This window comes from Roseburia amylophila (genome assembly GCF_025567465.1).
GTDB classification, from domain to species: Bacteria; Bacillota; Clostridia; order Lachnospirales; family Lachnospiraceae; genus Roseburia_C; species Roseburia_C amylophila.
The window spans coordinates 11,783-33,819 of the sequence record NZ_JAOQKI010000027.1 but is presented as its reverse complement, the minus strand read 5'-3'; the positions used below and the strand labels follow the sequence as shown (position 1 = coordinate 33,819).

The 22,037-nt window shown below is 41.1% G+C and carries 20 protein-coding genes; 16 read left to right on the top strand and 4 right to left on the bottom strand.

From position 1 onward, the window contains the following. Positions 1–294 precede the first annotated feature (294 nt). Positions 295–1,167, bottom strand: a complete 873-nt coding sequence (locus tag OCV43_RS13130; RefSeq protein ID WP_022244372.1) for a DegV family protein — start codon at positions 1,165–1,167, stop codon at positions 295–297. 233 nt (positions 1,168–1,400) lie between these two features. Between OCV43_RS13130 and OCV43_RS13125 the strand changes: the two genes are divergently transcribed. The 9 genes from OCV43_RS13125 to OCV43_RS13085 all read left to right on the top strand — a co-directional run bounded on the left by OCV43_RS13125 (position 1,401) and on the right by OCV43_RS13085 (position 9,140). Continuing rightward, positions 1,401–1,568: a hypothetical protein gene (locus tag OCV43_RS13125; RefSeq protein ID WP_022244373.1), complete on the top strand. Its 168-nt coding sequence runs from the start codon at positions 1,401–1,403 to the stop codon at positions 1,566–1,568. Positions 1,569–1,580: 12 nt separating this feature from the next. Further along, positions 1,581–2,663, top strand: a complete 1,083-nt coding sequence (locus tag OCV43_RS13120; RefSeq protein ID WP_317246668.1) for an ATPase, T2SS/T4P/T4SS family — start codon at positions 1,581–1,583, stop codon at positions 2,661–2,663. Beyond that, positions 2,650–3,912, top strand: a complete 1,263-nt coding sequence (locus OCV43_RS13115) for a hypothetical protein (RefSeq protein WP_262624309.1) — start codon at positions 2,650–2,652, stop codon at positions 3,910–3,912. The genes OCV43_RS13120 and OCV43_RS13115 overlap by 14 nt, the downstream gene beginning before the upstream one ends. 8 nt (positions 3,913–3,920) lie before the next feature. Further along, a complete protein-coding gene (locus OCV43_RS13110; protein WP_022244376.1) occupies positions 3,921–4,295 on the top strand; it encodes a hypothetical protein in 375 nt (124 codons plus the stop codon). A gap of 116 nt (positions 4,296–4,411) precedes the next feature. Continuing rightward, a complete protein-coding gene (locus OCV43_RS13105; RefSeq protein ID WP_156454680.1) occupies positions 4,412–4,555 on the top strand; it encodes a hypothetical protein in 144 nt (47 codons plus the stop codon). Between the two features lie 5 nt (positions 4,556–4,560). Beyond that, positions 4,561–5,004, top strand: coding sequence for a hypothetical protein (locus OCV43_RS13100; protein WP_262624308.1), 444 nt, complete (start codon positions 4,561–4,563; stop codon positions 5,002–5,004). Next, positions 5,001–5,636 (top strand): hypothetical protein, encoded by a 636-nt coding sequence (locus tag OCV43_RS13095; protein ID WP_022244379.1) that lies wholly within the window; start codon positions 5,001–5,003, stop codon positions 5,634–5,636. Before OCV43_RS13100 ends, OCV43_RS13095 begins: the two co-directional genes overlap by 4 nt. A gap of 10 nt (positions 5,637–5,646) precedes the next feature. Further along, positions 5,647–8,283, top strand: coding sequence for an InlB B-repeat-containing protein (locus OCV43_RS13090; protein WP_262624307.1), 2,637 nt, complete (start codon positions 5,647–5,649; stop codon positions 8,281–8,283). Positions 8,284–8,360: 77 nt separating this feature from the next. Further along, positions 8,361–9,140, top strand: coding sequence for a hypothetical protein (locus OCV43_RS13085; RefSeq protein ID WP_262624306.1), 780 nt, complete (start codon positions 8,361–8,363; stop codon positions 9,138–9,140). 32 nt (positions 9,141–9,172) lie between these two features. On the opposite strand, the gene OCV43_RS13080 is transcribed toward OCV43_RS13085, so the two are convergent. Then, positions 9,173–10,423, bottom strand: a complete 1,251-nt coding sequence (locus tag OCV43_RS13080) for an HlyC/CorC family transporter (RefSeq protein ID WP_022244382.1) — start codon at positions 10,421–10,423, stop codon at positions 9,173–9,175. Position 10,424: 1 nt separating this feature from the next. Next, the gene (locus tag OCV43_RS13075; RefSeq protein ID WP_022244383.1) at positions 10,425–10,664 is read right to left on the bottom strand and encodes a hypothetical protein; all 240 of its coding nucleotides are present in this window, start codon (positions 10,662–10,664) and stop codon (positions 10,425–10,427) included. A gap of 117 nt (positions 10,665–10,781) precedes the next feature. Here OCV43_RS13075 and OCV43_RS13070 point away from each other — a divergent pair, with 117 nt between their 5' ends. The 4 genes from OCV43_RS13070 to OCV43_RS13055 all read left to right on the top strand — a co-directional run bounded on the left by OCV43_RS13070 (position 10,782) and on the right by OCV43_RS13055 (position 13,443). Next, on the top strand, positions 10,782–11,423 hold the full coding sequence (locus tag OCV43_RS13070) for an HAD family hydrolase (RefSeq protein ID WP_117698828.1): 642 nt from the start codon (positions 10,782–10,784) through the stop codon (positions 11,421–11,423). Between the two features lie 228 nt (positions 11,424–11,651). Further along, positions 11,652–11,975: a PadR family transcriptional regulator gene (locus OCV43_RS13065; RefSeq protein ID WP_022244385.1), complete on the top strand. Its 324-nt coding sequence runs from the start codon at positions 11,652–11,654 to the stop codon at positions 11,973–11,975. Next, complete coding sequence (locus OCV43_RS13060) at positions 11,972–12,664, top strand: DUF1700 domain-containing protein (protein ID WP_022244386.1); 693 nt, start codon at positions 11,972–11,974, stop codon at positions 12,662–12,664. The genes OCV43_RS13065 and OCV43_RS13060 overlap by 4 nt, the downstream gene beginning before the upstream one ends. Then, the gene (locus tag OCV43_RS13055; RefSeq protein WP_262624305.1) at positions 12,661–13,443 is read left to right on the top strand and encodes a DUF4097 domain-containing protein; all 783 of its coding nucleotides are present in this window, start codon (positions 12,661–12,663) and stop codon (positions 13,441–13,443) included. The genes OCV43_RS13060 and OCV43_RS13055 overlap by 4 nt, the downstream gene beginning before the upstream one ends. A gap of 86 nt (positions 13,444–13,529) precedes the next feature. Here the strand turns inward: OCV43_RS13055 and OCV43_RS13050 are convergent, their stop codons facing one another. After that, positions 13,530–14,096, bottom strand: a complete 567-nt coding sequence (locus tag OCV43_RS13050; RefSeq protein WP_022244388.1) for an ECF transporter S component — start codon at positions 14,094–14,096, stop codon at positions 13,530–13,532. 210 nt (positions 14,097–14,306) lie between these two features. Between OCV43_RS13050 and OCV43_RS13045 the strand changes: the two genes are divergently transcribed. From OCV43_RS13045 to OCV43_RS13035, 3 genes are all read left to right on the top strand, one after another. Further along, positions 14,307–15,539: a CapA family protein gene (locus OCV43_RS13045; RefSeq protein ID WP_262624304.1), complete on the top strand. Its 1,233-nt coding sequence runs from the start codon at positions 14,307–14,309 to the stop codon at positions 15,537–15,539. 106 nt (positions 15,540–15,645) lie between these two features. Continuing rightward, the gene (locus OCV43_RS13040; protein ID WP_262624303.1) at positions 15,646–17,409 is read left to right on the top strand and encodes a S8 family peptidase; all 1,764 of its coding nucleotides are present in this window, start codon (positions 15,646–15,648) and stop codon (positions 17,407–17,409) included. Positions 17,410–17,532: 123 nt separating this feature from the next. Further along, the gene (locus tag OCV43_RS13035) at positions 17,533–21,801 is read left to right on the top strand and encodes an EAL domain-containing protein (RefSeq protein WP_227710710.1); all 4,269 of its coding nucleotides are present in this window, start codon (positions 17,533–17,535) and stop codon (positions 21,799–21,801) included. Positions 21,802–22,037: the final 236 nt, after the last annotated feature.

Genomic DNA, 22,037 nt, shown 5'->3' with positions numbered 1-22,037 from the left:
GGAGTGACCTCCATAAGATGGATAAATCTTTTACAGAATGGGATTAGCCATCAACACGTTTTGTCCTATAACCCTAAATAAAAGAGTTATTGTATCACAGAATTTTAAACCGTGGTACAATAACTCTTTTTTTTGATTTACGCGAGTAGCGAGAAAAATCGCATGCTTGCATGCAGATTTGGCGAGCACCGCGATAACTCGAGAAACTCGCAAAGCGTGTTTCTCGTAGTTGTCAGATATTTCGCCAGACATCCGTAAGAAGCTGACTTTGACCGGTTTGTATCTGCCGGTGTTTTATCGATATTCACCCATATAGAACAATGCAATCGTTCCAGGACCGGAATGTGCACCGATGGTTGAACCGACATAATTGATTAAGAAACTGTCGATGCCAAAACGTTCTTTTACAAGATTTGCAACAAACTGTGCATCTTCTAAAGCATCACCATGGCTGATAAATACGATATCATTCTGGTCACGGTAGGAGCCCATCTGCTTTTCCATATTGTCAACCAGGGTAATCAGGGATTTTTTACGTCCACGAACCTTGGAAACCATAATAAGATGACCTTCATCATCTACATGAAGCACCGGCTTTAAGTTAATCATGGTACCAAGAACCGCAGCGGTTTTAGAAACACGTCCGCCTCTGTGAAGGTGGAACAAATCATCTACCGTAAAGTTATGTACCAGATGTAGTTTATTTTCCTCCAGCCATTTTACGGTTTCTTCTAAAGTGGCACCATTTTCTTTCATCTGGACAGCTTTGTGAACCAGAAGTCCCTCTCCCATGGAAGCACAGAGAGAGTCTACGACAACGACTTTATGTGGGAAATTATCTTCTTCCATTTCACTTGCAGCAATTTTTGTACTGGAGTAGCTGCCGCTGAGTCCGCTGGAAAAGGCAATATGAAGAATATCACAGTCATTTTCCGTGGCAATTTTTGTAAAGATTTCGCGGGCAGTTTCCGGGTTGACCTGAGAGGTGGTAGGCAGAGAGCCGGCGCGCATCTTTGCATAGAATTCTTTGACATCCATTGGATGTTCCCAGTCATAGGTTTTGCCGTCTATAGTATAAGTGAGTGACAGCATGCCAAGATTATGTTCTGCTACATAATCTGCCGGCAAATCTGCGGTAGTGTCGGTGGTAATAATAAATTTATTCATGTGTCCTCCTGTATTTCTTATATAAAATTGTGGCATAAAATCATGCCTTTTTTATTATAGCATAATGAAAAATGAAAATGTAAAATTTTTATAAAAATGAAAAAATATCTTTACAAAAAAAGAAAAAGCAGGTATGATTAGAGCCATCTTATTTATCTTTTTTTATCAGGGAGTTTCCTCCCAAATATTCCAAACAGTGAAACGAAATTCAGTATAGAAAGGGGTTTTCTTATTTGAAAGAAATTTTTGAACAGTATGGTGGGGTAATTATAACAGTAGTTGCGATTGCAGCATTAGCAGCACTTGTGACAGCAATTATGGGAAATGGAACCAGTGGTCCCGTTTATGATGCATTTAAGAACTTAATTGATAACTTTGGAAATAACATCGGAACACCATAGGAGGGGGATGACTTGGACAGACAGGAACTGGGTATCCGGATGGAGCCGGATTATTTTGGTCCCCTTTGGCGTTATGTCCGGAATGATAAGATTACAGATATTGACTATAACGGAAACCAGTTGTGGATTACAGATGTAGAAAATGAACGCTATCTGATTCGAAGCCATGGAATTACAGAGAAGTTTGTAGAGCAGTTTTCCCATCGGATTGCCAATGAAGTGAGCAAGCCTTTTAACAAGAAAAATAATTTGTTGGAGGCGGAGACCGACACGCTGCGTATCAGTATTGTACATGAATCTGTTGCCATATCCGGCAGGAGCATCTGCATCCGTAAATCAATGCCAATGCTGCGTATGCAGGTAAAAAAGATGGTGGAGGATGAGTATGTAGCTGTTCCGGTATTAGAATTGCTGACCAATTGTGTGGCTGCAAAAATGAATTTTGTCTTTTGTGGAGAACCGGGGGCGGGAAAGACAGAATGTGCAAAATTTTTCTCGCAGTTTATTCCGGCAGGAGAGCGTGTCATTACAATAGAGGATAATCCGGAATGGCATTACAGTCAGATTAATCCCGGAAAAGATTGTGTGGAACTGCGAATTAATCCGGATTTTGATTATACCAAAGCCATTAAGACATGTCTCAGACAGAATCCATCCTGGATTATGTTATCGGAGGCACGTTCTACGGAAGTAAAGTCTTTGCTGGAATGCTGGTCTACCGGAATCCGTGGATTTACCACTCTTCATACGGATGATGTGCGTAAAATTCCAGATCGTATTTTAAATATGATGGAGAGCCGTATGGATGCAGACCGCATGGAAAATGATGTATACAGCTATGTTGATGTTGGAATTCTGCTGCGGAAGAAAATGAGTGCAGAAGGAAAATTGTATCGTTATATAGACCAGGTCTGTTTCTTTGTAAGAGAAGAAGGAAGAAATGAAATACATATGCAGGTGGTGGATGGCAATCTTATGGTGAGAGAACTTCCCAAAGGGTTGATTGCGCGTATGAAGCGGCATGGAATTTCCGAGCCATTTGATAATCCGATGATACAACATCGTCTGGAAGGAGAAGAATATGAAAAAGAATGAGCGTTTCGTTGCCTATGGAGGCTGTTATGGATTATTGCTGCTGGCAGCATTTTTATTACAGCTTAAGTGGCAGGGATATATCTGCTGCAGTATTGTATTTGTTCTTGTTATGTGGCGTATGGATAAAGTGTTGAAGGAAGAAAAGAAGCAACAGACCCGTCTGCAGGAAGCAGAATTGTATATGGAGCAGATGCTGTATGCATTTTTGCAGAATCCGAAAATCTTATCTGCACTGGAGACAGTTTGTGCATTGTTTGAACCGGGAGCCATGCGAAAACAGATAGAAACTGCCATCTTTCATTTACGAAAAGAATATGACAGCAATATGAAAGAAGAGTTAGATGCGATTGGGCAGCAGTATGAGAATCGCAGAATGAAAGAGATGCATGCGTATTTTCTGATGGTAGAACAGTATGGCGGAGCATACGAGACAACGGTGGAATTGCTTTTAGAGGATTTGCAGAAGTGGATGGAACGGGTCAGACTGCATCAGCAGGACTGTAAGAAATATCGAAGAAATGTATTCTTAGCGGTGGGTTTATCCATTCTGGTATGCGCAATAACGAATCATTTGCTGCCAAAAGATATTGAATTATCGCAACTTTGGGTTTGCCAGATTGCATCAATTCTTTTTCTGTCCTTGGATATGCTGATTTGCTTCCGGGCAATGAAGCGTACCTGCTGCAACTGGTTGAAGGAAAGGGAATCTTATGGAGAAGGGGATGAAAAGAAATATCGTTATGTGCAGTTCCATAAAGGCGTGCGCAGTAATTTCTACCGGAAGTATCTGAGAAAGAAAATGGAAAAGGAATTTCCGCAGTGGTTAATGGACATTTCTTTATTGCTTCAGACTGAAAATGTGCAGGTGGCATTTTATCGTATCCGGCCGCAGACACCGGAGGTTCTAAGACCGGCAGTGGATGATATGCTGGAAGAACTTTCACAGAATCCGGAGAGTCTGGAACCATATCTTAATTTTTTAAAAGATTATGATTTACCGGATGTGCATTCTGCTATGCGGATGTTGTATGCATTATCCAACGGCGGATATGGAAACAGTGAAAAGCAGTTAAGTCAGATTTTAAAACGGAATCAGGAACTTTTAGATAAGGCAGAAAGAGAACAAAATCAGGATTCACTGGCTGGATTATATGCATTGTTTTTAGCCCCGGCATTGACTGGAGCAGGAAAAATGATGATTGATATGACGGCATTTCTGGTGGTATTTTTAGCAGGCGTACATAGATAGGGGATTAGATGGAACAGGTAATAAAAACATATCTTGGAATATTTCTGATGATGCTGCTGTCAACAGTTGGAATAGGTATTGTTGCAGCAGAAGCGCAGATTTGTCAGGCAAGAAATTTTAAATCGGATGTGGTAGTGGAACTGGAAAACAGCAATTATAACCGGGAAGTAATAAATGCCTGTATAAAGCAGGCTGATGAACTGGGCTATCAGCTGCAGGTTAATTTATATGAGGATTCCGGAGCTGTAACTGTATGTGAAAATGGAAATGTGCCGCCCGTGGAAAAGGAGGTAACCATGGCGGAGGTGATATTGCATTACGCATACCGGATGGGACCATTTCACAGTAAAACGGAGCATAGTATCCGGGGATTTGGAAGGTAGATTTATGAGAAAAATTATGGAGGATTATGGACAGGCAATCATCTATGCAGTACTTGGAAGTGGTTGTATCGGAGTGTTGTGGTATTTGCTTGGTTATGTCCGGTAAGGGGATAAAAATGCATTTTTTTATGGAAGAATATGGTGGACTTGTGATAGCGGTTCTGGCAGTCATTGTTATGACAGGAATTTTATTTGGACTGTTTTCACAGGGAGGTTATCTTTATGAAATGATAAGCAGGGCACAGGGGGCATTGGGGTAAAACAAATGAAAACATTATGGAAAGAATATGGACAGACAGTAATTACTGTATTAGTGGCGGCAACGTTACTGATATTATGCTTATGGGGATTTCGCATAATTGGAAGTGGTATGGAACGTCCGGCAGCCGGTGCAGATGTTGGAAATAATATGGACGGAAAAATGTTAAAAGATATTCATAGCCGTCAGGTTCCGGTGATTATTTATGAAGATAATCGCATCTTAACGATTGCAGATAAGATAGCGTTATCAGAACTGTTTCACGCAGTGGATGCAGATGGAAAGGAACTTAAGATTGAGATAACTGATATCAGAAATCAGGCAGGAAAAACAGTAGAAGATATTTATGAAAAGGCAGGAATCTATGAAATAGAGGTGCGGGCAGAAGATGCATATGAAAAGCAGACGGTTTCCCGTTTCCGGATTCCGGTAAATGGAGGCGGTATATGAAACATATGGTATTTGGGGTATTGTCCGGCGGCATTGTCATACTTTTTGTAGTGATGCTGCTGACCATGCAGCATAAGAATGTGCGAAAAGAAGAATTAGAACAGAGTCTTACCGAAGCAATGGAAACAACATTGCAGATGGTACAGGCGGATGCAGACAGAGATTATACTTCCGAAGATATGAGGACATTACTGATTCGAAATCTGGTTCCGCAGATGAATTCCGATTCAGAATTAACTGTTCGGATGATTGCAGCAGATGCAGAAAAAGGATTACTTTCTGTGGAAGTGGAAGAGCATTTTTCTTATCCGGGCGGGAAAATGGGCAGTATAAAGTGCTGCCGTACAATTCTTACAGACGACGATGGGAATGGAGAAGAAACGGAGAAAGGGGAAAAAGAAGTGGCAATGCAGACGGTAATCTTTTATCGCTCCAGGGAAGAAATGGAACAGGGAAAATCTTATTATAAGAAGCTGGAAATACAAAAGGGGGATTACTGTACCTCTCCGGCAGAACCGGTTTGTGATGATTTGAAAAAGAAGTTTTTAGAGTGGCGGGACAGCAAGGATTATCTCGCGGATTTTACACAGTGTGTAGAAGAAAATCAGACATATTATGCAGTATTTGAATAGGGGGGTAAGCATGAAAAAGAAGGTGCGAAAGGGAGTATGCCGTTTCCTTTGCGGATGCATGATTCTTTTTATGAGTCCGTGCAGTATTCAGACGATAAGTGCGGAAACGGTAGAAGAAACTGAGGTGGCAGAATCTGAAAAAACAGAAGTATTAGAAGCAGAAGTATTAGAAACAGAAGAAACCAAGCAGTTGGAAGAAATGCCGGATGAATTGACTTCATCTGTTTACGGAAGTGCGCAGACCTGGTATCCGGAAACTTCCGGGTATTTCATATTGATAGTTCGTGACAATGCAGGTGGAAGAACGGCTCGTTACCGGATTGACTGTAATATAGGGGAACGTCATTCCAATGGGATTAATTATCGAATCTATTATAAAATGTATCTGATTGGGGGAGACGAGCTTGGCATTACATTAGAAGATAGGGAATATTATACCAGACATGATAATGCAACTTCTGAAATAGGAGCAAGGGAATATCATCTTCCGGTTACGTTTCGTCTGCCGGAGCTGGGGCATCATTTTGAAGGAGTGTCTACCAGCAACTGCTATCAGACATACTTTGAGAGTATGGAAGAGGAAACCTGTAGTTTTGTGGTGGACACCAATGGATGTGGAATGACACCCTGGGGAGATGATGGCGCATGGCATAATGATAATATCGAAGTAAATTATCTCGAAAATCGTTATACCATTCATTATGATGGAAATGGGGCTACCAGCGGAACTGTTGCTTCTCAACCGGATGTGCTGTATGGAAAACAGATTCAATTACAGCAGAATCAGTATAAGAAAGAGTATACAGTAACCTTGGATGGAAATGGTGGAACATCTGAGGCAGAGAAACTTACCGCGGAAAGCACCTTTGCCGGGTGGGAAGATCATAACAGTTTTTATTATAACGGAATAGAATTTCCGTGGTATGCATTTGATGCCCCCTGTTATGCAAAAGCAAATCAGGATTTACTGGAAAGTTTCGGGTTTAATAAGGCAGCACTAGTAAAACATTTCTATCAGTATGTGATACAGGGCAGGGAACGAAGAATATCCAGTCCATATTTTCGATTGACGGATTATATGAAATATGGAGGGGAAGATTTAAAACAGGCATTTGGCAGTCGGCGTGAGTCATATTTATTACATTGGATAAATCATGGATATAATGAGCATAGAGAGGGAATAGGCACAATCGGTGTGCCGGAAGCGTTATCAGAACTTTCTGTATACGAAGATAAGGCACAGGTATTAAATTTATCTTCAAAGCATAAGGGAGAGGTTCTATTAAAGGCACAATGGAAGGATGCAGAAGTAATACTTCCATCCGCAAAGCGCAGTGGGTATGCGTTTGCCGGCTGGGCAGACAGGAAAGATGCGAAAGAGCCGGTATATAATTCAGGAGATAAGGTAGTGGTAACGGAGAATCAGACCTTTTATGCCATCTGGAAGAAATCAAAGCCACCGGTTATAGAGCGGACGATATCGATTCAGAATGGAACGGATGGATTCTATACATATGTCTTTGTGCGGGATGGCGGAGATGGAATTAAAAAGACTGCTTTTGCTGTGTGGAGTGAACATCAGGGACAGGATGATTTGACGGCAGAATGGCAGGTGGCAGAATTAGGAGAAAAAGGGGACTATTTTATAGAGGGACAAAACTACAATTACCGTTATTATACCTCTGCTATAAAACATAAGAATGAATATGGAAGGCATCTGATTTCAATTTATGCATATGACAGTCTGGATGGCTATGCAACAGCAGATACGGATTTTTGCTATTGTTTTCCAATCATTTTTGTTGGAAATGGAGGTCTTATCGATGGAGAAGAGACAAAGCAGGAGAGCCGATATTATGGGACACCCTATGGAGAAATGCCAGACGCCGTGCGGGAGAACTTCCTTTTCTTAGGATGGAGCACAGAGCCGGATGCAGAACAGGACAAAGAGGAAGATAAAAAGCCGGATGTAGTATGGCAGGAAAAAGAACTTATCGGGGAAGAAGATGTTTTTTGCCATGCAGGGGAACAGAGATTATATGCACAGTGGGATGAGAGTCCTGTTATTGAGGCAAAAGATCAGTATTATAGTTTGACGGATGCAAGAAGCGGCAGGATTACAGAGGAAATACTTTTGCAGCAGGCATGTGCAAAGGACAGAGAAAGCAGCTCAGAAGATAATCCGGAAGGTATCTTAAAGAGCGGAGGAGATGAAGAGAAGAATACTGTTTTTTGCGTGGAAGATTATACGGAAGAAGAGTGGAAGAACTTTGCGCATGAAGGAACCACCACGATTACTTATTATGCAAAAGATGCAGTTGGCAATGTCAGCAGAAAACAGGTTACCGTTTATCTGGTGGATACTACCTCGCAACAGGTGGAGGACAAAGAAAAAACGTTTCGATTTATCAGTGAAAAATATCTTGATACCATAACACAGGATTCTATTTGGAGGAGAGAAGAAAATTACAGACAGTTAGAAGAGGCATTGCAAAGGAATACGGCTTTAGAAGTCTGGAATTTATCACATCAACAGATGAATGAGATGAAAGAATATGAATTGCAGCATAATACCGGGAAAATGACGGAAATAGAGCGTTTTCGGAATAAATTTATCCATTGTATCGGTGAAAATGCCGAAATTTAGAAAGAAAGAAGAAATTGGTTGCACAATAAAAATAACTTATGGTATAGTTGGAGAAAAGTGAAAGGAGTTATGAAAAATTGAATCCAAAGAAAAAAATATTGATTTTATCAGGCTGTCTGCTTACAGTGGCAGCTGTAGTTGGTGGTACATTTTTCGTACAGAAGAGCAGTAATCATGTTTTGAACAAAACATCCATAGGAAAATTCCACGAAGCAGAGGAGCATACTGCAACAGGATTTGTGGTATGTAAGACGGAAGCATTGCAGGAGGTATTTCAGCAGAAGAAAGAAGAGGTTCTGTTGGCAAAGCAGGAAGTGCCGGATGAATCCGAGGGAAAGAATGAGAAAACCGATAAAAAGGGAACACAGGAAGTGACACCGGGAAAGGAACCAACAGAGCCGGCATCAACTGCAGGAGGGCAGACCCCTTCAGCTCAGAAAAACGCAACGACATCCGTGGGACAGGACCCTGTCGGTGGAATTCCAGCAGCACCATCAGATACACCATCGGAGACTCCGGCAGCACCATCAGATACACCGTCGGAAACTCCGGCAGCACCATCAGATACACCGTCAGAAACTCCGGCAACGACACCGACAGAACAGCCGGCAGAGGAAACAAAACCAGCAAATCCATGCCCGTATCCGCTTTGGACAGTGATGAGTTTTGATGATGGAACTATGGGATATTACTGGCCGATGGATTATGATATTGCAGATGCAGTAAGAGTGGACAATGAGCTGTATGAATTACATTATACCAGACTGGTAAGTACAACTTTTGTGGGAAATTATGATGGTGCATATCATGTAAGATTAAGTAAATTCAGTTATCATATTCCGTATGCAGATGACTGATGATAGAAAAAGAAAGGTATATCGAAAACTCCCTAAGGAGTTTTCAGATATACCTTTTCAATTCTGTTCTTATCCATTTTCTCAACCCGGAGCAGAATTCCATTTTCTGTGGTAATGGATTCTCCTTCGTCAGGAAGATGGTCTAAATGTTCTAAGATATAGCCGCCAATGGAATCATAATCTTCCGACTCTAAATGAATCCCCAGTTTTTCACACATATCATAAAGATTCATGGAACCGTTGACCAGGTATTCTTTTTCATTTAAAGCAGTAATATCAGCTTCTTCATTGGCATCATATTCATCATGAATTTCGCCTACAATTTCCTCTAATAAATCCTCTAAAGTAACAAGACCGGCAGTTGCACCATATTCATCTAATACGATAGCAATGTTGAGGGAAGAAGCCTGCATTTCTTTTAATAATTCAGCAGTGTTCTTATGCTCATATGTAAAGAACGGTTCCCTCATAATAGAGCGGATGGAAAAATTCGTCCGGTCATCATAGAGCAATAAATCCTTTACATTTAAAATACCAATGACATTGTCCGTGGTATCTTCATATACCGGTAATCTTGTATATTTGGCTTCCCGGAAAATCTCTAATAATTTTTCGTAGCTGGCATTGACATCTACGAAAGTCATATCTATGCGGGGAACCATAATTTCTTTTGCTTCAGAATCAGTTAAATCGAACACATTATTAATCATATTGCGTTCTTCATTCTCAATAACACCGGATTCGTGACTGACATTTACGATAGTACGAAGCTCGGCTTCTGTCATGGTCTGCTTCTTGGCATCAGGATTAATATGCAGGAGCTTTAAGAAGCCATGGGAAAGCATATTAATAATAAAGATGACAGGAGTAAGAACCTTCATAAGAAAGCTGACAACTCCGGAGTACGCCAATGCCAGTTTTTCGGAATGTATGGTAGCAATTGTTTTTGGAGTGATTTCACCGAAAATCAGAATCAAAACAGTTAAAATTCCGGTTGATATTCCGGCAGCAACACTTCCGAAAATGCGGATGGCAAGTGCTGTAGAAATAGCAGAGGCGGATAAGTTTACAATATTATTCCCGATTAAAATAGCGCTTAACATCTTAGATGAATGATCCGTGATAGCAAGCACGCGCTTTGCCCTTACATTTCCTTCATCTGCCAAGGTCCGCATCTTAATCCGGTTAACGGTTACAAGAGCGGTTTCAGCAGAAGAAAAGAATGCTGATAAAAGAATCAGTATGACAAGACTTACTAATTGGATGATATCTGTTCCACTCAAATTAGTCCACCTGCAGATTGGAATAGTAATCCGTAAGAGCACTTAAATCTACCTCTGTATAGGATACCGGTTTATTTGCTTCATGATTTTTATAAATGGAGAAGCCTGCCCATCCTATGATAAGTGCAATGACAACAACGGTAGCGGTATAACCCAGATAACGCTTGCATTTCTCCTGTTTCATTATTTTTTTACGATTTTTCTTTTGTTCTTTATAACGGTCAACTTTTTCCTGACTCATAAGAAATCTCCTTGCAATTTTTTTTGTAATAATGGTATTATACACCATGTAGGAATAAAATTGAACAAAAAATTTAAAAACTAATAGAAAACAAAAAAATAGAAGAAGGAAAGAAAAATGAAGCAGGGAATAATTTTTGATATGGATGGAACACTGTGGGATTCTACAGTCGGTGTGGCAGAATCCTGGAATGAAATATTAAAACAGGAAAAAGTGAACCGTACACCTCTGACTGTAGAGGATTTTCGTGGAATCATGGGAAAAACAATGGATGTTATTGCAGCAAAATTTTTCCCGGATATGCCGGAAAAAGAGCGGATGGAACTTTTAGATAAATGTGGCGAATATGAAAATGAATATCTGTCCGGGCATGGTGCAGTGTTATATCCGGGTGTGGAAGAAACCTTTGCAAAGCTGAAGGAAAAATATGAACTTTATATCGTAAGCAATTGTCAGAGCGGATATATCGAGGCTTTTCTTTCTTATTATAATTTAGGAAAATATATTTCTGATATAGAATGCTATGGAAATAATGAAAAACAGAAAGAAGATAATATAGCCCTGGTAGTATCCCGGAATGCACTTACCGATGCAGTGTATGTGGGAGATATCCAGAGCGATTACGAATCCAGCAAAAAGGCAGGAGTAGCTTTTATCCATGCAGCATATGGATTTGGCACAATTGATGATGAAGTACCGGAAATTGAAAATTTGTCACAGCTTCCGGAAGTGGTAGAAAAAGTATTTGCCGGAAAATAATTAAAATAGAAAACAGGAAACGAATGTAGAAATAAGAGAAAAAGAGTCTTGGTTGTTTGAAAAGAGCGAAGCAAGGCTCTTTTTTAGTTGCCCGGCATTCGTAAAATGCTGCCAGTGACAGGTTTTATAGGTTGACAAATAATATTATATGATATATAGTATTGAATATGAAATAGTAATGCATTAATAATAATATTATATTTATGAAAATCTGGAGGGAGTGATTGCATGGTATTTAATACAGGCGCGGCACTTCTGGATGCAATTGTTTTAGCTGTAGTATCAAAGGATGAGGAAGGTACTTATGGTTATAAGATTACGCAGGATGTGCGGAAAGCCATTGAAGTGTCAGAATCAACGCTGTATCCGGTGTTGCGAAGATTGCAGAAGGACGGTTGTCTGGAAGTATACGACAGAGAATGTGGGGGCAGAAATCGAAGGTATTATAAGATAACTGGGAATGGAAATGAAAGATTAACATATTATCGGAAGGAATGGGAAAATTATTCTTCGAAAATAACAGAATTATTTTCCGGAGAGGAGAAGATATGAACAGACAGGAGTTTATGAGAAGGCTGGAGCAGTTATTAGAAGGAATTCCGGAAGAGGAAAAACGGGAAGCAATTGCATACTATACCAGCTACTTTGAGGATGCAGGAGAAGAAAATGAAGAGAAGATAATCCGGGAATTAGAATCTCCGGAAAAAGTGGCAGCAACCATCCGGGCAGATTTCCCAGGATGCAATAATAGTGAGACAGCATCTTCCGGTAATCAGCAGAATTATAACGGTGCAAGCCAGAGTATGGGACAGCAGAATTATAATGGTGCAAGCCAGAATATGGGGCAGCAGAATTATAACGGAACGATCCAGAGGGAAGACAATACCACAAGAAATATTCTGCTTATAATCCTGCTGGTGCTTACTTCACCAATCTGGGGCGGTATTTTAGTAGCAATTGGTGGAACGTTAGCAGGAATTATCGGAGGACTATCTGGAATTGCAGTCGGCTGTGTGATCGGTGGAATAGCGGTAGTAGGTGTAGCAATTACAATTTTGGTAACAGGAGTAATTTCCTTAGGTTTTATTTCTATGGCAGCCGGACTTCTGATGCTTGCAATTGGATTATGTGCGGCCGGACTTCTGGTTCTGGTATGTGGTAAGTTTCTTCCATGGTTTGCAAAAGGAATTGCAAAATTATGGCAGTCACTGTTTAAGAAGAAAGGGGGCGCTTGCGCATGAAAAAAGCATTAAAAATTATTTTTGGTATCGCATTAGGCTGTTTTCTTTTAGGCTGCGTGGTATTAGGAATTGGAATTGCAACCGGTGGAACCATGCGGGAATTTGTAGAAGCAGTGCAAAATAATAAATTTGCATTTCATTGGGATGTAACTGACTGGGAAGGACAGGATAAAGGAACAGCCAGTACAGAAGAGACTGCATTTGCACCGGAAGATGTGAAATCACTTGATATCGATATGGATGCAGGAATGTTGAAAGTAGTCAAAGGAAAAGGCAAAGAGATTAAGGTAATAACAACTTCTAAAAATGCTGAGGTAGAGACTGCATTGGAAGATGGAACTTTAATAATCAGCGAAAACTTCCATGCAGCATATTGGGGCGATGGAGTGCATCGTTTACAGGTAGTTATTGAAGTGCCGGAACAACTTGAGTTAGAGGAACTTTCAGTTGAAGTCGGAGCAGGAGATATTGATATAAAAGAAGGACTGCTGACGACAGCATATGCAAGCTTGGATGTGGATGCCGGAAATCTTGATTTTGCCGGTGAAGTAAAAGGTGATTTGGACGCTAACTGTAATGTGGGAAACATGGAATTGAAATTAACCGGTGAGCAGCAGGATTACAATTACAGTTTAAGCTGTGGTGTTGGTTCTATAAAAGCAGGAGATATTTCTGTTGCCGGACTTGGCAGAGATGACGAAATCGACAATGGTGCAGATTATGATATGGATATAAACTGTGACGTGGGAAATGTTGATGTAATTTTTGAAAAACGATGAGAAACACGCTTTGTGGGCTGCCAGCATAAAAATGATAGCAGATAATGTGAAAAGACATTGCCTGCTATCATTTTTTATAAAATTATTTACTTGGAAACCCACTCATTTACATCATTGATTTTACTTAAAACCGGGAGCAGAATCAGGCAGAGAATAATGCCGACAACACCCTGGACGATATTGAATGGAATACCTGCAGCAGAAGAAGCAATTCCGGTAGCAAGAGCAGCGGAGGAGAAAGAACCGCTGGCAAATGCAGCAAGACCTGCTTCAAACAGGAAGTAGCCAAGTACCATAAGAGCCTCACCTACGATACCGCCGATAACAACGCGGACACTGCGGTTAGCTTTGGAAGAAATGTTAAGACGCAGTTTGTGGAACAGAAGTCCGGCGATGCATGCGGTCAGAGCCTTGATGATTAAAGTGGCAGGAGCCCAGGTCATATAGCCGGAGAAAATATCAGCAAACATGGAGCCGATACCAGCGGCAAGTGCACCAATTCCAGGTCCTAAGATAATACCACATAGGAGTACCAGTCCGTCTCCTAAATGAATATATCCAAAAGTTGGTGTAGGAATCTTAATAATCATAGTTGCAATGCAGGTAAATGCAGCAAGCAAGGCCGCAGTAACCATTTTCTTTGTATTTTTCATAATAAAGTAAATCCTTTCTTTGGTATGTGATCTGCAAATCGTTTTCCCTATCATATGTAAAATGTGGTTTGATTAAAATAGCCAGATATAACAAAAATGACCATGCCAGTTTGGAGGCAAAAGGAGTATACAAATTTTTACGATTGCCGAAATGCTCATTCATTGGTAAAATAGTCACGGAAACATGACTACAAAAAAGGAGATAAAATAATGAAGAAAGAAGTTCGGATTGCATTATATATTGTTTCTATAGTGTGTGTGATTCTGCTGGGTGCAGCAATGATATATGCAGCTCATCACGGTGGAAGCATCCGCCAGAAGGACAGCCGGCAGACTGCCGCAACAGCAGGGACAGAAGCTGCAGAAGACAGCAAGGATAAAAATGGAGAATCCGATTTAAAGACCAGTGATAAAACTGATGGTAAAAATGATGCGGAAGCCGGAAAGGATGCAGCTTCTGAAGATGCAGATAAGAAGATTGGAAAAAACACGGAAACAACAGATGTAACAGAAGATACAACACTGATGTTTACCGGAGACGTACTTTTTGCCAATTCTTTTAAAACAAACTATGATGCCGGAGGTATAGACGCTGTCATAGATAATGGCATGAAAGAGCTGCTTGTAAATGCAGATATTACCATGGTAAATGAAGAATTTCCGTTTAGTAACCGGGGCACCCAGATGGAGGATAAGCAGTATACCTTCCGTACAGACCCATCCTATGCAGCCGCATTAAAGAAAATGGGCGTGGACGTGGTCACTCTGGCAAATAATCATATCCTCGATTATGGAAGGGAAGCATTGAGTGATACTTTTACAACATTAGATGGACAGGGCATTTTATATGCCGGAGCAGGGGACAGCGTAGAGCGGGCGCAGGAAGTGCAGGTAATAGAAGTAAATGGGAAAAAGTATGGATTTCTTGCAGCATCCCGTGTACTTCCGGTTGCCGGCTGGAATGTAGAAAGCGCAGTACCGGGAGTCCTTTCTACTTATGATGAAACGCGGTTTGTCAATGCCATTGCCGAAGCACGCAGTCAGTGTGATGTGCTGGTGGTTTATGTCCACTGGGGCTTGGAACATCAGGAAAAACCTGAGGCATATCAGAGAACACTGGCACAGAAATATATTGAAGCCGGTGCAGATGTAGTGTTTGGTGCACATTCCCATTGTCTGCAGGGCATTGAATATATCGACGGAAAGCCGGTGTTTTACAGCCTTGGCAATTTTGTTTTTGGCAGCAGCATTGAGCGCACCATGGCAGTGGAAATGGTAGTGGATAAGGATGGTGCAATTTCTTATAAGCTGGTGGGAGCAAAGGCAGAAAATGGAAAGACCAGACAGATGAATGAATTAGAACAGCAGCAGTTGAATGACTATATCAACAGCATTTCCTTTGGCGTAACGGTGCAGGATGACGGAACCGTAACACCACAATAAGAGACAGCAGAGTATGAAACAGTATTGGTACAATAAGCTGAAAAGAAGTGCATAAAAATACCGGATTGCGATAGAGTAGTAATAAAAGAAATTGCCGGGAGATGGAATGAACAGTTCGAAACGGGAAAACTTACTGAATCTGGCACTGGATGCAACGGAAGAGGAAAGACAGCAGTCCTTAAACTTAAATGTAGGATATCAGGAAGAAACGGACACATGGGAAGTCATTGTAAAATATACCGGAAGTCTCAGAAAATTAGAGGAGATATTTCCGGATATTGAAGTTACAGAACTGAGCAATGAATATGCAGTTATCCGGCTGCCGGAGGCTTTGATGGATGCGGTAACAGACCGGACAGAAATTGAATATATGGAAAAACCAAAGAGGCTCTTTTTCTCTGTACAGCAGGGAATCAGAGCCTCCTGCATTACGTCTCTTTATACAAGAAAAATGGGGGTAGGGGGAACGGGATTGAGTGGGAAAGGTGTGATAACGGCATTTTTAGATAGTGGCATCGATTACAGACACCCGGATTTTAGAAAGGAAGATGGAAGCAGCCGGATTCTGGCAATCTGGGATCAAAGCATTGCAGGAAATCCACCGGCCGGATTCCGGCTCGGGACAGAATATGACCGGAATATAATTAATGATGCATTGCAGCAGGAGAATATACAGGAGGGGTACCGTATCTGCCCCAGCCGGGATTTATCCGGGCACGGAACCCATGTGGCAGGAATCGCAGCGGGAAATGGAAGATCATCCAATGGAAGAAACCGGGGCGTGGCATATGAAAGTGATTTGCTGGTGGTAAAGCTTGGCACACCGGGGAAAAATTCCTTTCCAAGGACAACAGAGCTGATGCTTGGAATGGATTATATTCTCCGGAAAGCACTGGAACTTAAGCAGCCGGTGGCAGTAAATATAAGCTTTGGCAATACCTATGGTTCCCATGATGGAACCTCTCTTCTTGAAACCTATTTATCTGATATGGCAAATTACTGGAAATCGGTTCTGGTGATTGGCACCGGAAATGAAGGCAGTGCCAGAGGGCATACTTCCGGGCAGCTTGTAATGGGAAGAGAACAGGAAGTGGAATTTGCAGTAGGAGAATATGAGCCTGCGTTAAGCTTACAAATCTGGAAATCCTATGCGGATATTTTTTCCATCCGGATTACGCATCCCAGTGGGAAAACGGTGGGGATTATCCGGCAGCTGCAGGGCCCCCAGAGATTTACTATCGAAGGAACGCAAGTTTTATTATATTTTGGAGAACCAAGCCCTTTCAGTCCTTTTCAGGAAATCTATTTTGATTTTCTTCCGGTGGAAAATTATATCGACAGCGGAATCTATAAAATAACGCTGATACCGGAAAAGATTGTAACCGGGGCCTATAATATGTGGCTGCCTTCCCTTGCGGTCATCGGAGAAGCAACCGGATTTTTATATCCCACAGAAGAGACAACGCTTACAATTCCATCCACTGCCTATAAGGTAATTTCGGTGGGAGCCTATGATGCAAGATATAATCAGGTGGCAGCCTTTTCCGGGAGAGGGTTCACCAGAGAGACCAATCAGGTGAAACCGGACATCTGTGCGCCAGGGGTGGACATTGAATCCTGTGCACCAGGCGGCGGTTATACCGTACGAAGCGGAACTTCAATGGCAACGCCATTTGTAACCGGGACGGCAGCACTTTTTATGCAATGGGGAATTGTAGAGAAACATGATGCTTTTTTATATGGGGAAAAAATAAAAGCATATCTCATCCGGGGAGCAAGACCACTGCCGGGATATTCTTTTTTCCCAAATCCAAGGCTGGGCTGGGGTGTATTGTGTGCAGCGGACAGCCTGACATCGGATGCCGGATGAATACGGTTGTGCTTTTATGACACTTTTCTGAATAAATATTGTAAAAAACGATAATTTGATGTACAATTAAATAATGCAGGAAGGAATGTATAGACAGAAAAATATATATTTTTTGGAGGGGCTATGCAGGAGAAGAATACGCTGGATGAATTGTTTAAAGGGAAAAAAGGATTTGCGGAATGTTACCAGACTCTGCAGTTATTAAGTGAAAGTACCGATGATTATTTATTTCTGGCAGATTTAAAAGAGGGTAAATTTTATTTCGCCAGCAATGATATATCAAAGAGATATGCATTGCGCATGGATGAAAACAACAGCTGCGGCATAGATGACTGGAAAGATATTGTATATGAAAGAGACTTAAACCAGTGGGTTAATGATATGGAATCTATCTGCTCTGGAAAAAGCCTGATACATGATTTGGAATACCGGCTGGTAGACAGAAACAGCAATCTGGTCTGGATCAGCTGTCGTGGGAAAGCTGAACTGGATGAGACCGGGATTCCTTATGTAATGGTGGGAAGAACATCAGATACTGTCCTTTTGGGAAAGACAGATTCACTTACCGGACTTTTTAATAGTACTAAATTAATGGAACATCTGGATGAAATGCTGAACAGCAGAAAAGAAGGTGTTTTGCTTGTCCTTGGTGTGGATAATTTTAAAAATATCAATACGAAATATGGAAGAGGCCATGGTAATTTTATTTTAAAGAGGATTGCGGCTCTTCTGGAAAATAGTATTGATGAAAACATAAAAATTTATCGTCTGGATGGTGACCGGTTTGCAGTTAATTTTGTGGGATATGATATGGAGGCTGTGCGTGAGGTATACCAGAATATACAGATGAAGATGATGGAGAACTGTACCTTTTCAGCAGGTGCAGTCTGCTATCCGATGTCCGGAATCAAGGATGCCAATACACTGTTTAACTATGCGGAAAGTTCTCTGGACCGTGCCAAGAAGAGCGGTAAGAACCGGTTGATTCTTTTCTCAGCAGAAGATTATGAGAAACAGTTGTCGGTTATTGACTTAACAGAAGAAATCAGAAAGAGTATCCGCAACCAGTGTGATGGATTTTATCTTCTCTTCCAGCCACAGATTGGGATGAGTAATTATGAAGTAGTGGGAGCAGAGGCACTGCTCCGTTTCCGCTCAAAATATCATGGGGTGGTGTCACCAAATCTTTTTATTGGAATATTAGAGCAGAGCGGAATGATTGTGCAGGTGGGAAAATGGGTATTAAAGGAAGCCATTGCCCAGTGTGCAAAGTGGCGGCGTTATAATCCGGAATTCCGTATGAGTATTAATCTTTCTTATATACAGTTACAGCAGCCGGATTTAAGCCAGTACATTTATGATTTATTAGAACAGGAAGGAATTCCCGGAGAAGCTATTATTCTGGAACTGACAGAAAGCATGCAGTTACAGGATTATACCAAATACAATCAGTTATTTTATCAGTGGGGCAAGCGTGGTATACAGATTTCCATGGATGATTTTGGAACCGGATATTCCAGCTTAAGTTATCTTAAGAGTCTGGCAATTGATGAGATTAAAATTGACCGCTGCTTTGTCAGCCGGATTAATATGAGTGCATACAATTACCGGCTTCTTCGTAATATTTTGGAACTGGCAAGAAGTGCACAGATCCGGGTAGTATGTGAAGGGGTAGAAACACCGGAGGAATTACAGACACTTGCAGAGCTTGCACCTGAAGTTTTACAGGGGTTCTATTTCAGTAAACCGATTGAAGAAGAGCTGTTTGAAAAACAGTATATTTTTGGACATGTAGAGGAAGAACGGTGGCAGGAAGATTGTGGGAATAGTACAGTGATTCTGCCGGAAGCAGGAGACGGTACCGATTATAAAGCGATATTAGACCAGTTAGAAGAGATGGTCTATGTCATAGATGCGGAAAGCTATGAGTTATATTATATGAATTCTGCCGGACAACGAATCAGCGGCGTCAGTGATTATGCCGGCAAGAAATGTTATCAGGTATTAGAGGGCAGGGAAGAACCGTGCCCAGATTGTAATATGGCAAAATTAAAGCATAAGAAGTTTTTGACCAGATATGCAAATAATGAATTCTTAGGAACCCAGATGTTGATGAAGGATAAATTAGTAAACTGGGGCAATAAGGCAGCACGCCTTCAGATAGGTATTGACATGAATACCATCAATATTTCCATGAGCAGGCTGGAAGAACAGTTAGAAGTGGAAAAGGGCATTGTGAAAGCCTTGGAAGAGGCGAAAGAAAAAGAAAATGAAGCTGATATCATCAGTGAACTTCTTCATCATACCGGGGAATTTTATCAGGCAGACCGCTGCTATATCTTTTTATATTCCAAAGAGGCAGATAGCTGGAGTAATGTCTGTGAGTGGTGTGAAAATGAGATTCAGAGCCAGCAGCTTTATCTGGCATCGGTACCGGGTGACCGGGTAAAACTGGTGATTGGCAGTCTGAAGGAAGACAGACCGGTTATTATCAAAGATGTGGATATGTATCGGGAGTCAGCACCGGATTTGTGGAAAATATTAGTGCATCAGGAAATACGCAGGCTGATGCTTCTTCCATTGTTAAATGAAGGTCATTTATTTGGATTTATTGGTGTGGATAATCCGAAATACCGCCCAAATGATAAGACTTTTCTTGCCAGAATACGTCCTTTTATTTCAAATATACTGATTCGTGACGGAATGATGGATGTAAAGAGTGAGATGATAGCCCGTATGACGGGTATGCTGAAGGAGGAAAATATATTACAGTCTGTAAAACTGGGACTGTGGACGCTGGAACTGGATACTGTCAATGGAAAGAACCGTCTGTATGTGGATAAGAGCATGCGCAGCATTCTGGGCATAGACGACATTATGAACAGCGAGGAATATTTCAGGTTCTGGTATGATAACATCAGTGATGGTTATTACGATTATGTACAGAATGCATTACATGATATTATCACAACCGGAAAGATTATCGAGATGGAATATACCTGGAATCATCCGGAACGTGGAAAAGTGACAGTACGCTGCGTTGGAGTGCTTGGTCATCAGGAAAATGGTGTCTATACATTAAAAGGATATCATCGCATTAATAATGATATGATTCGGAAAAAATTTTTAAAGAGTCAGGAATATGAACGTATGGAATATAATGAGAAGAAACATACCATTTATTTCCATACAAATCGTTCTATGTTAAAGGGCAATCAGCTAAAAGAGGTTGGATTTCCGGAAAGCTGGGAGGATGGAATGGTACATCCTCATTTCCGGGATGTATTTCATGCAGCATTTACCGGCGTAGAATATGGAAAAGAGGATCAGGTATTAGAAATTCTTTTAAAAAACAAACAGGATGAGTTTGAATGGTTCCGTCTGGATATCTGTAAAATTGGAGACCAGAAACAGGATGAAAATTTGAGGATAGTTACTATTTATCAGATTGAAGATCATCAGAATATCCAGTTAAAATATTTACAGAGAGAGGACTTTTATCAGGCAATGCTGTCGGAGACCGTGGCATATGCTGAGGTAGACCTGAGTAATGGTAAGATTCAAAGCAGTGGTGGACTCTGGAAAGATTACGTAGCAGAGGGCGAGCGGGAAGCATTAAATTATATGAAGGTTTTCAACCGTCATATTGATGAACTGGTATTAGAGGAAGACCAGGTTGGATGCTATGATGTATTAGAGCAGGAAAAGATGGTTTATAATTATAACAGTGGAACGGCTACTGTGAATTATCAGCTTCGCAGAAGGATGGCAAGAGGAAGTTACCACTGGATGGAGCTTACCGTACATGTATTTCAGGAGCAGGTAACAGAAAATATGTATGCACTGCTGTATCTTAAGGATATAGATGGACAGAAACGCCGTCAGCAGGAACAAGAGCGTGCAGCCAATACCGATCCGTTGACGAACGTACTGAACCGGCGGATATTTGAACAATATACCAGCCATTATGTATTAGAAGAAGCAAAGAAAGGGGAAGTGTGTGCACTTCTTATATTGGATATTGATAATTTTAAACAGATTAACGATACCAAGGGACATCCATATGGAGATAAAGTATTGCGTACTTTTGTGGATACCATTCATGAAAGCTTCCGCCGTACCGATTATATAGGAAGACTTGGTGGGGATGAATTTGTAGTATTGTTTAAAGGATTTGGCTCAAAGAAAACCTTGGATAAGAGACTCGCACGGATGCAGGAACAGCTGCGGGAGAAGCTTCCGACTCCGGTATCCTGTAGTGTTGGAATCACCCTGATTAGAAAAGACAGCTATAACTATGAAGATAGTATCAGGCAGGCAGATAAAGCTTTGTATACAGCAAAGCATAAAGGAAAGGATACCTATTGTTACTGGGAAGAGTCAGAAAAATAGGCATTGACGGAGAAAAAAGGTATATGTTATGATGATGACGTATCAGGGAGTAGTTCGCACCGGATAGCCGGTGTTGTATTTTTCGTCATCACGTTATCTGAAGAGGGATAACCGGAATATACACTGCAGAGGAACGAGACTTTTACCGTATTATTTTGATGCGGTAAAAGTGCTCGTTCCTTTTTTGCTTTACAGGAAATTGCTTTCCTGTAAAGTAAAAAACGCTCCGCGAGGAT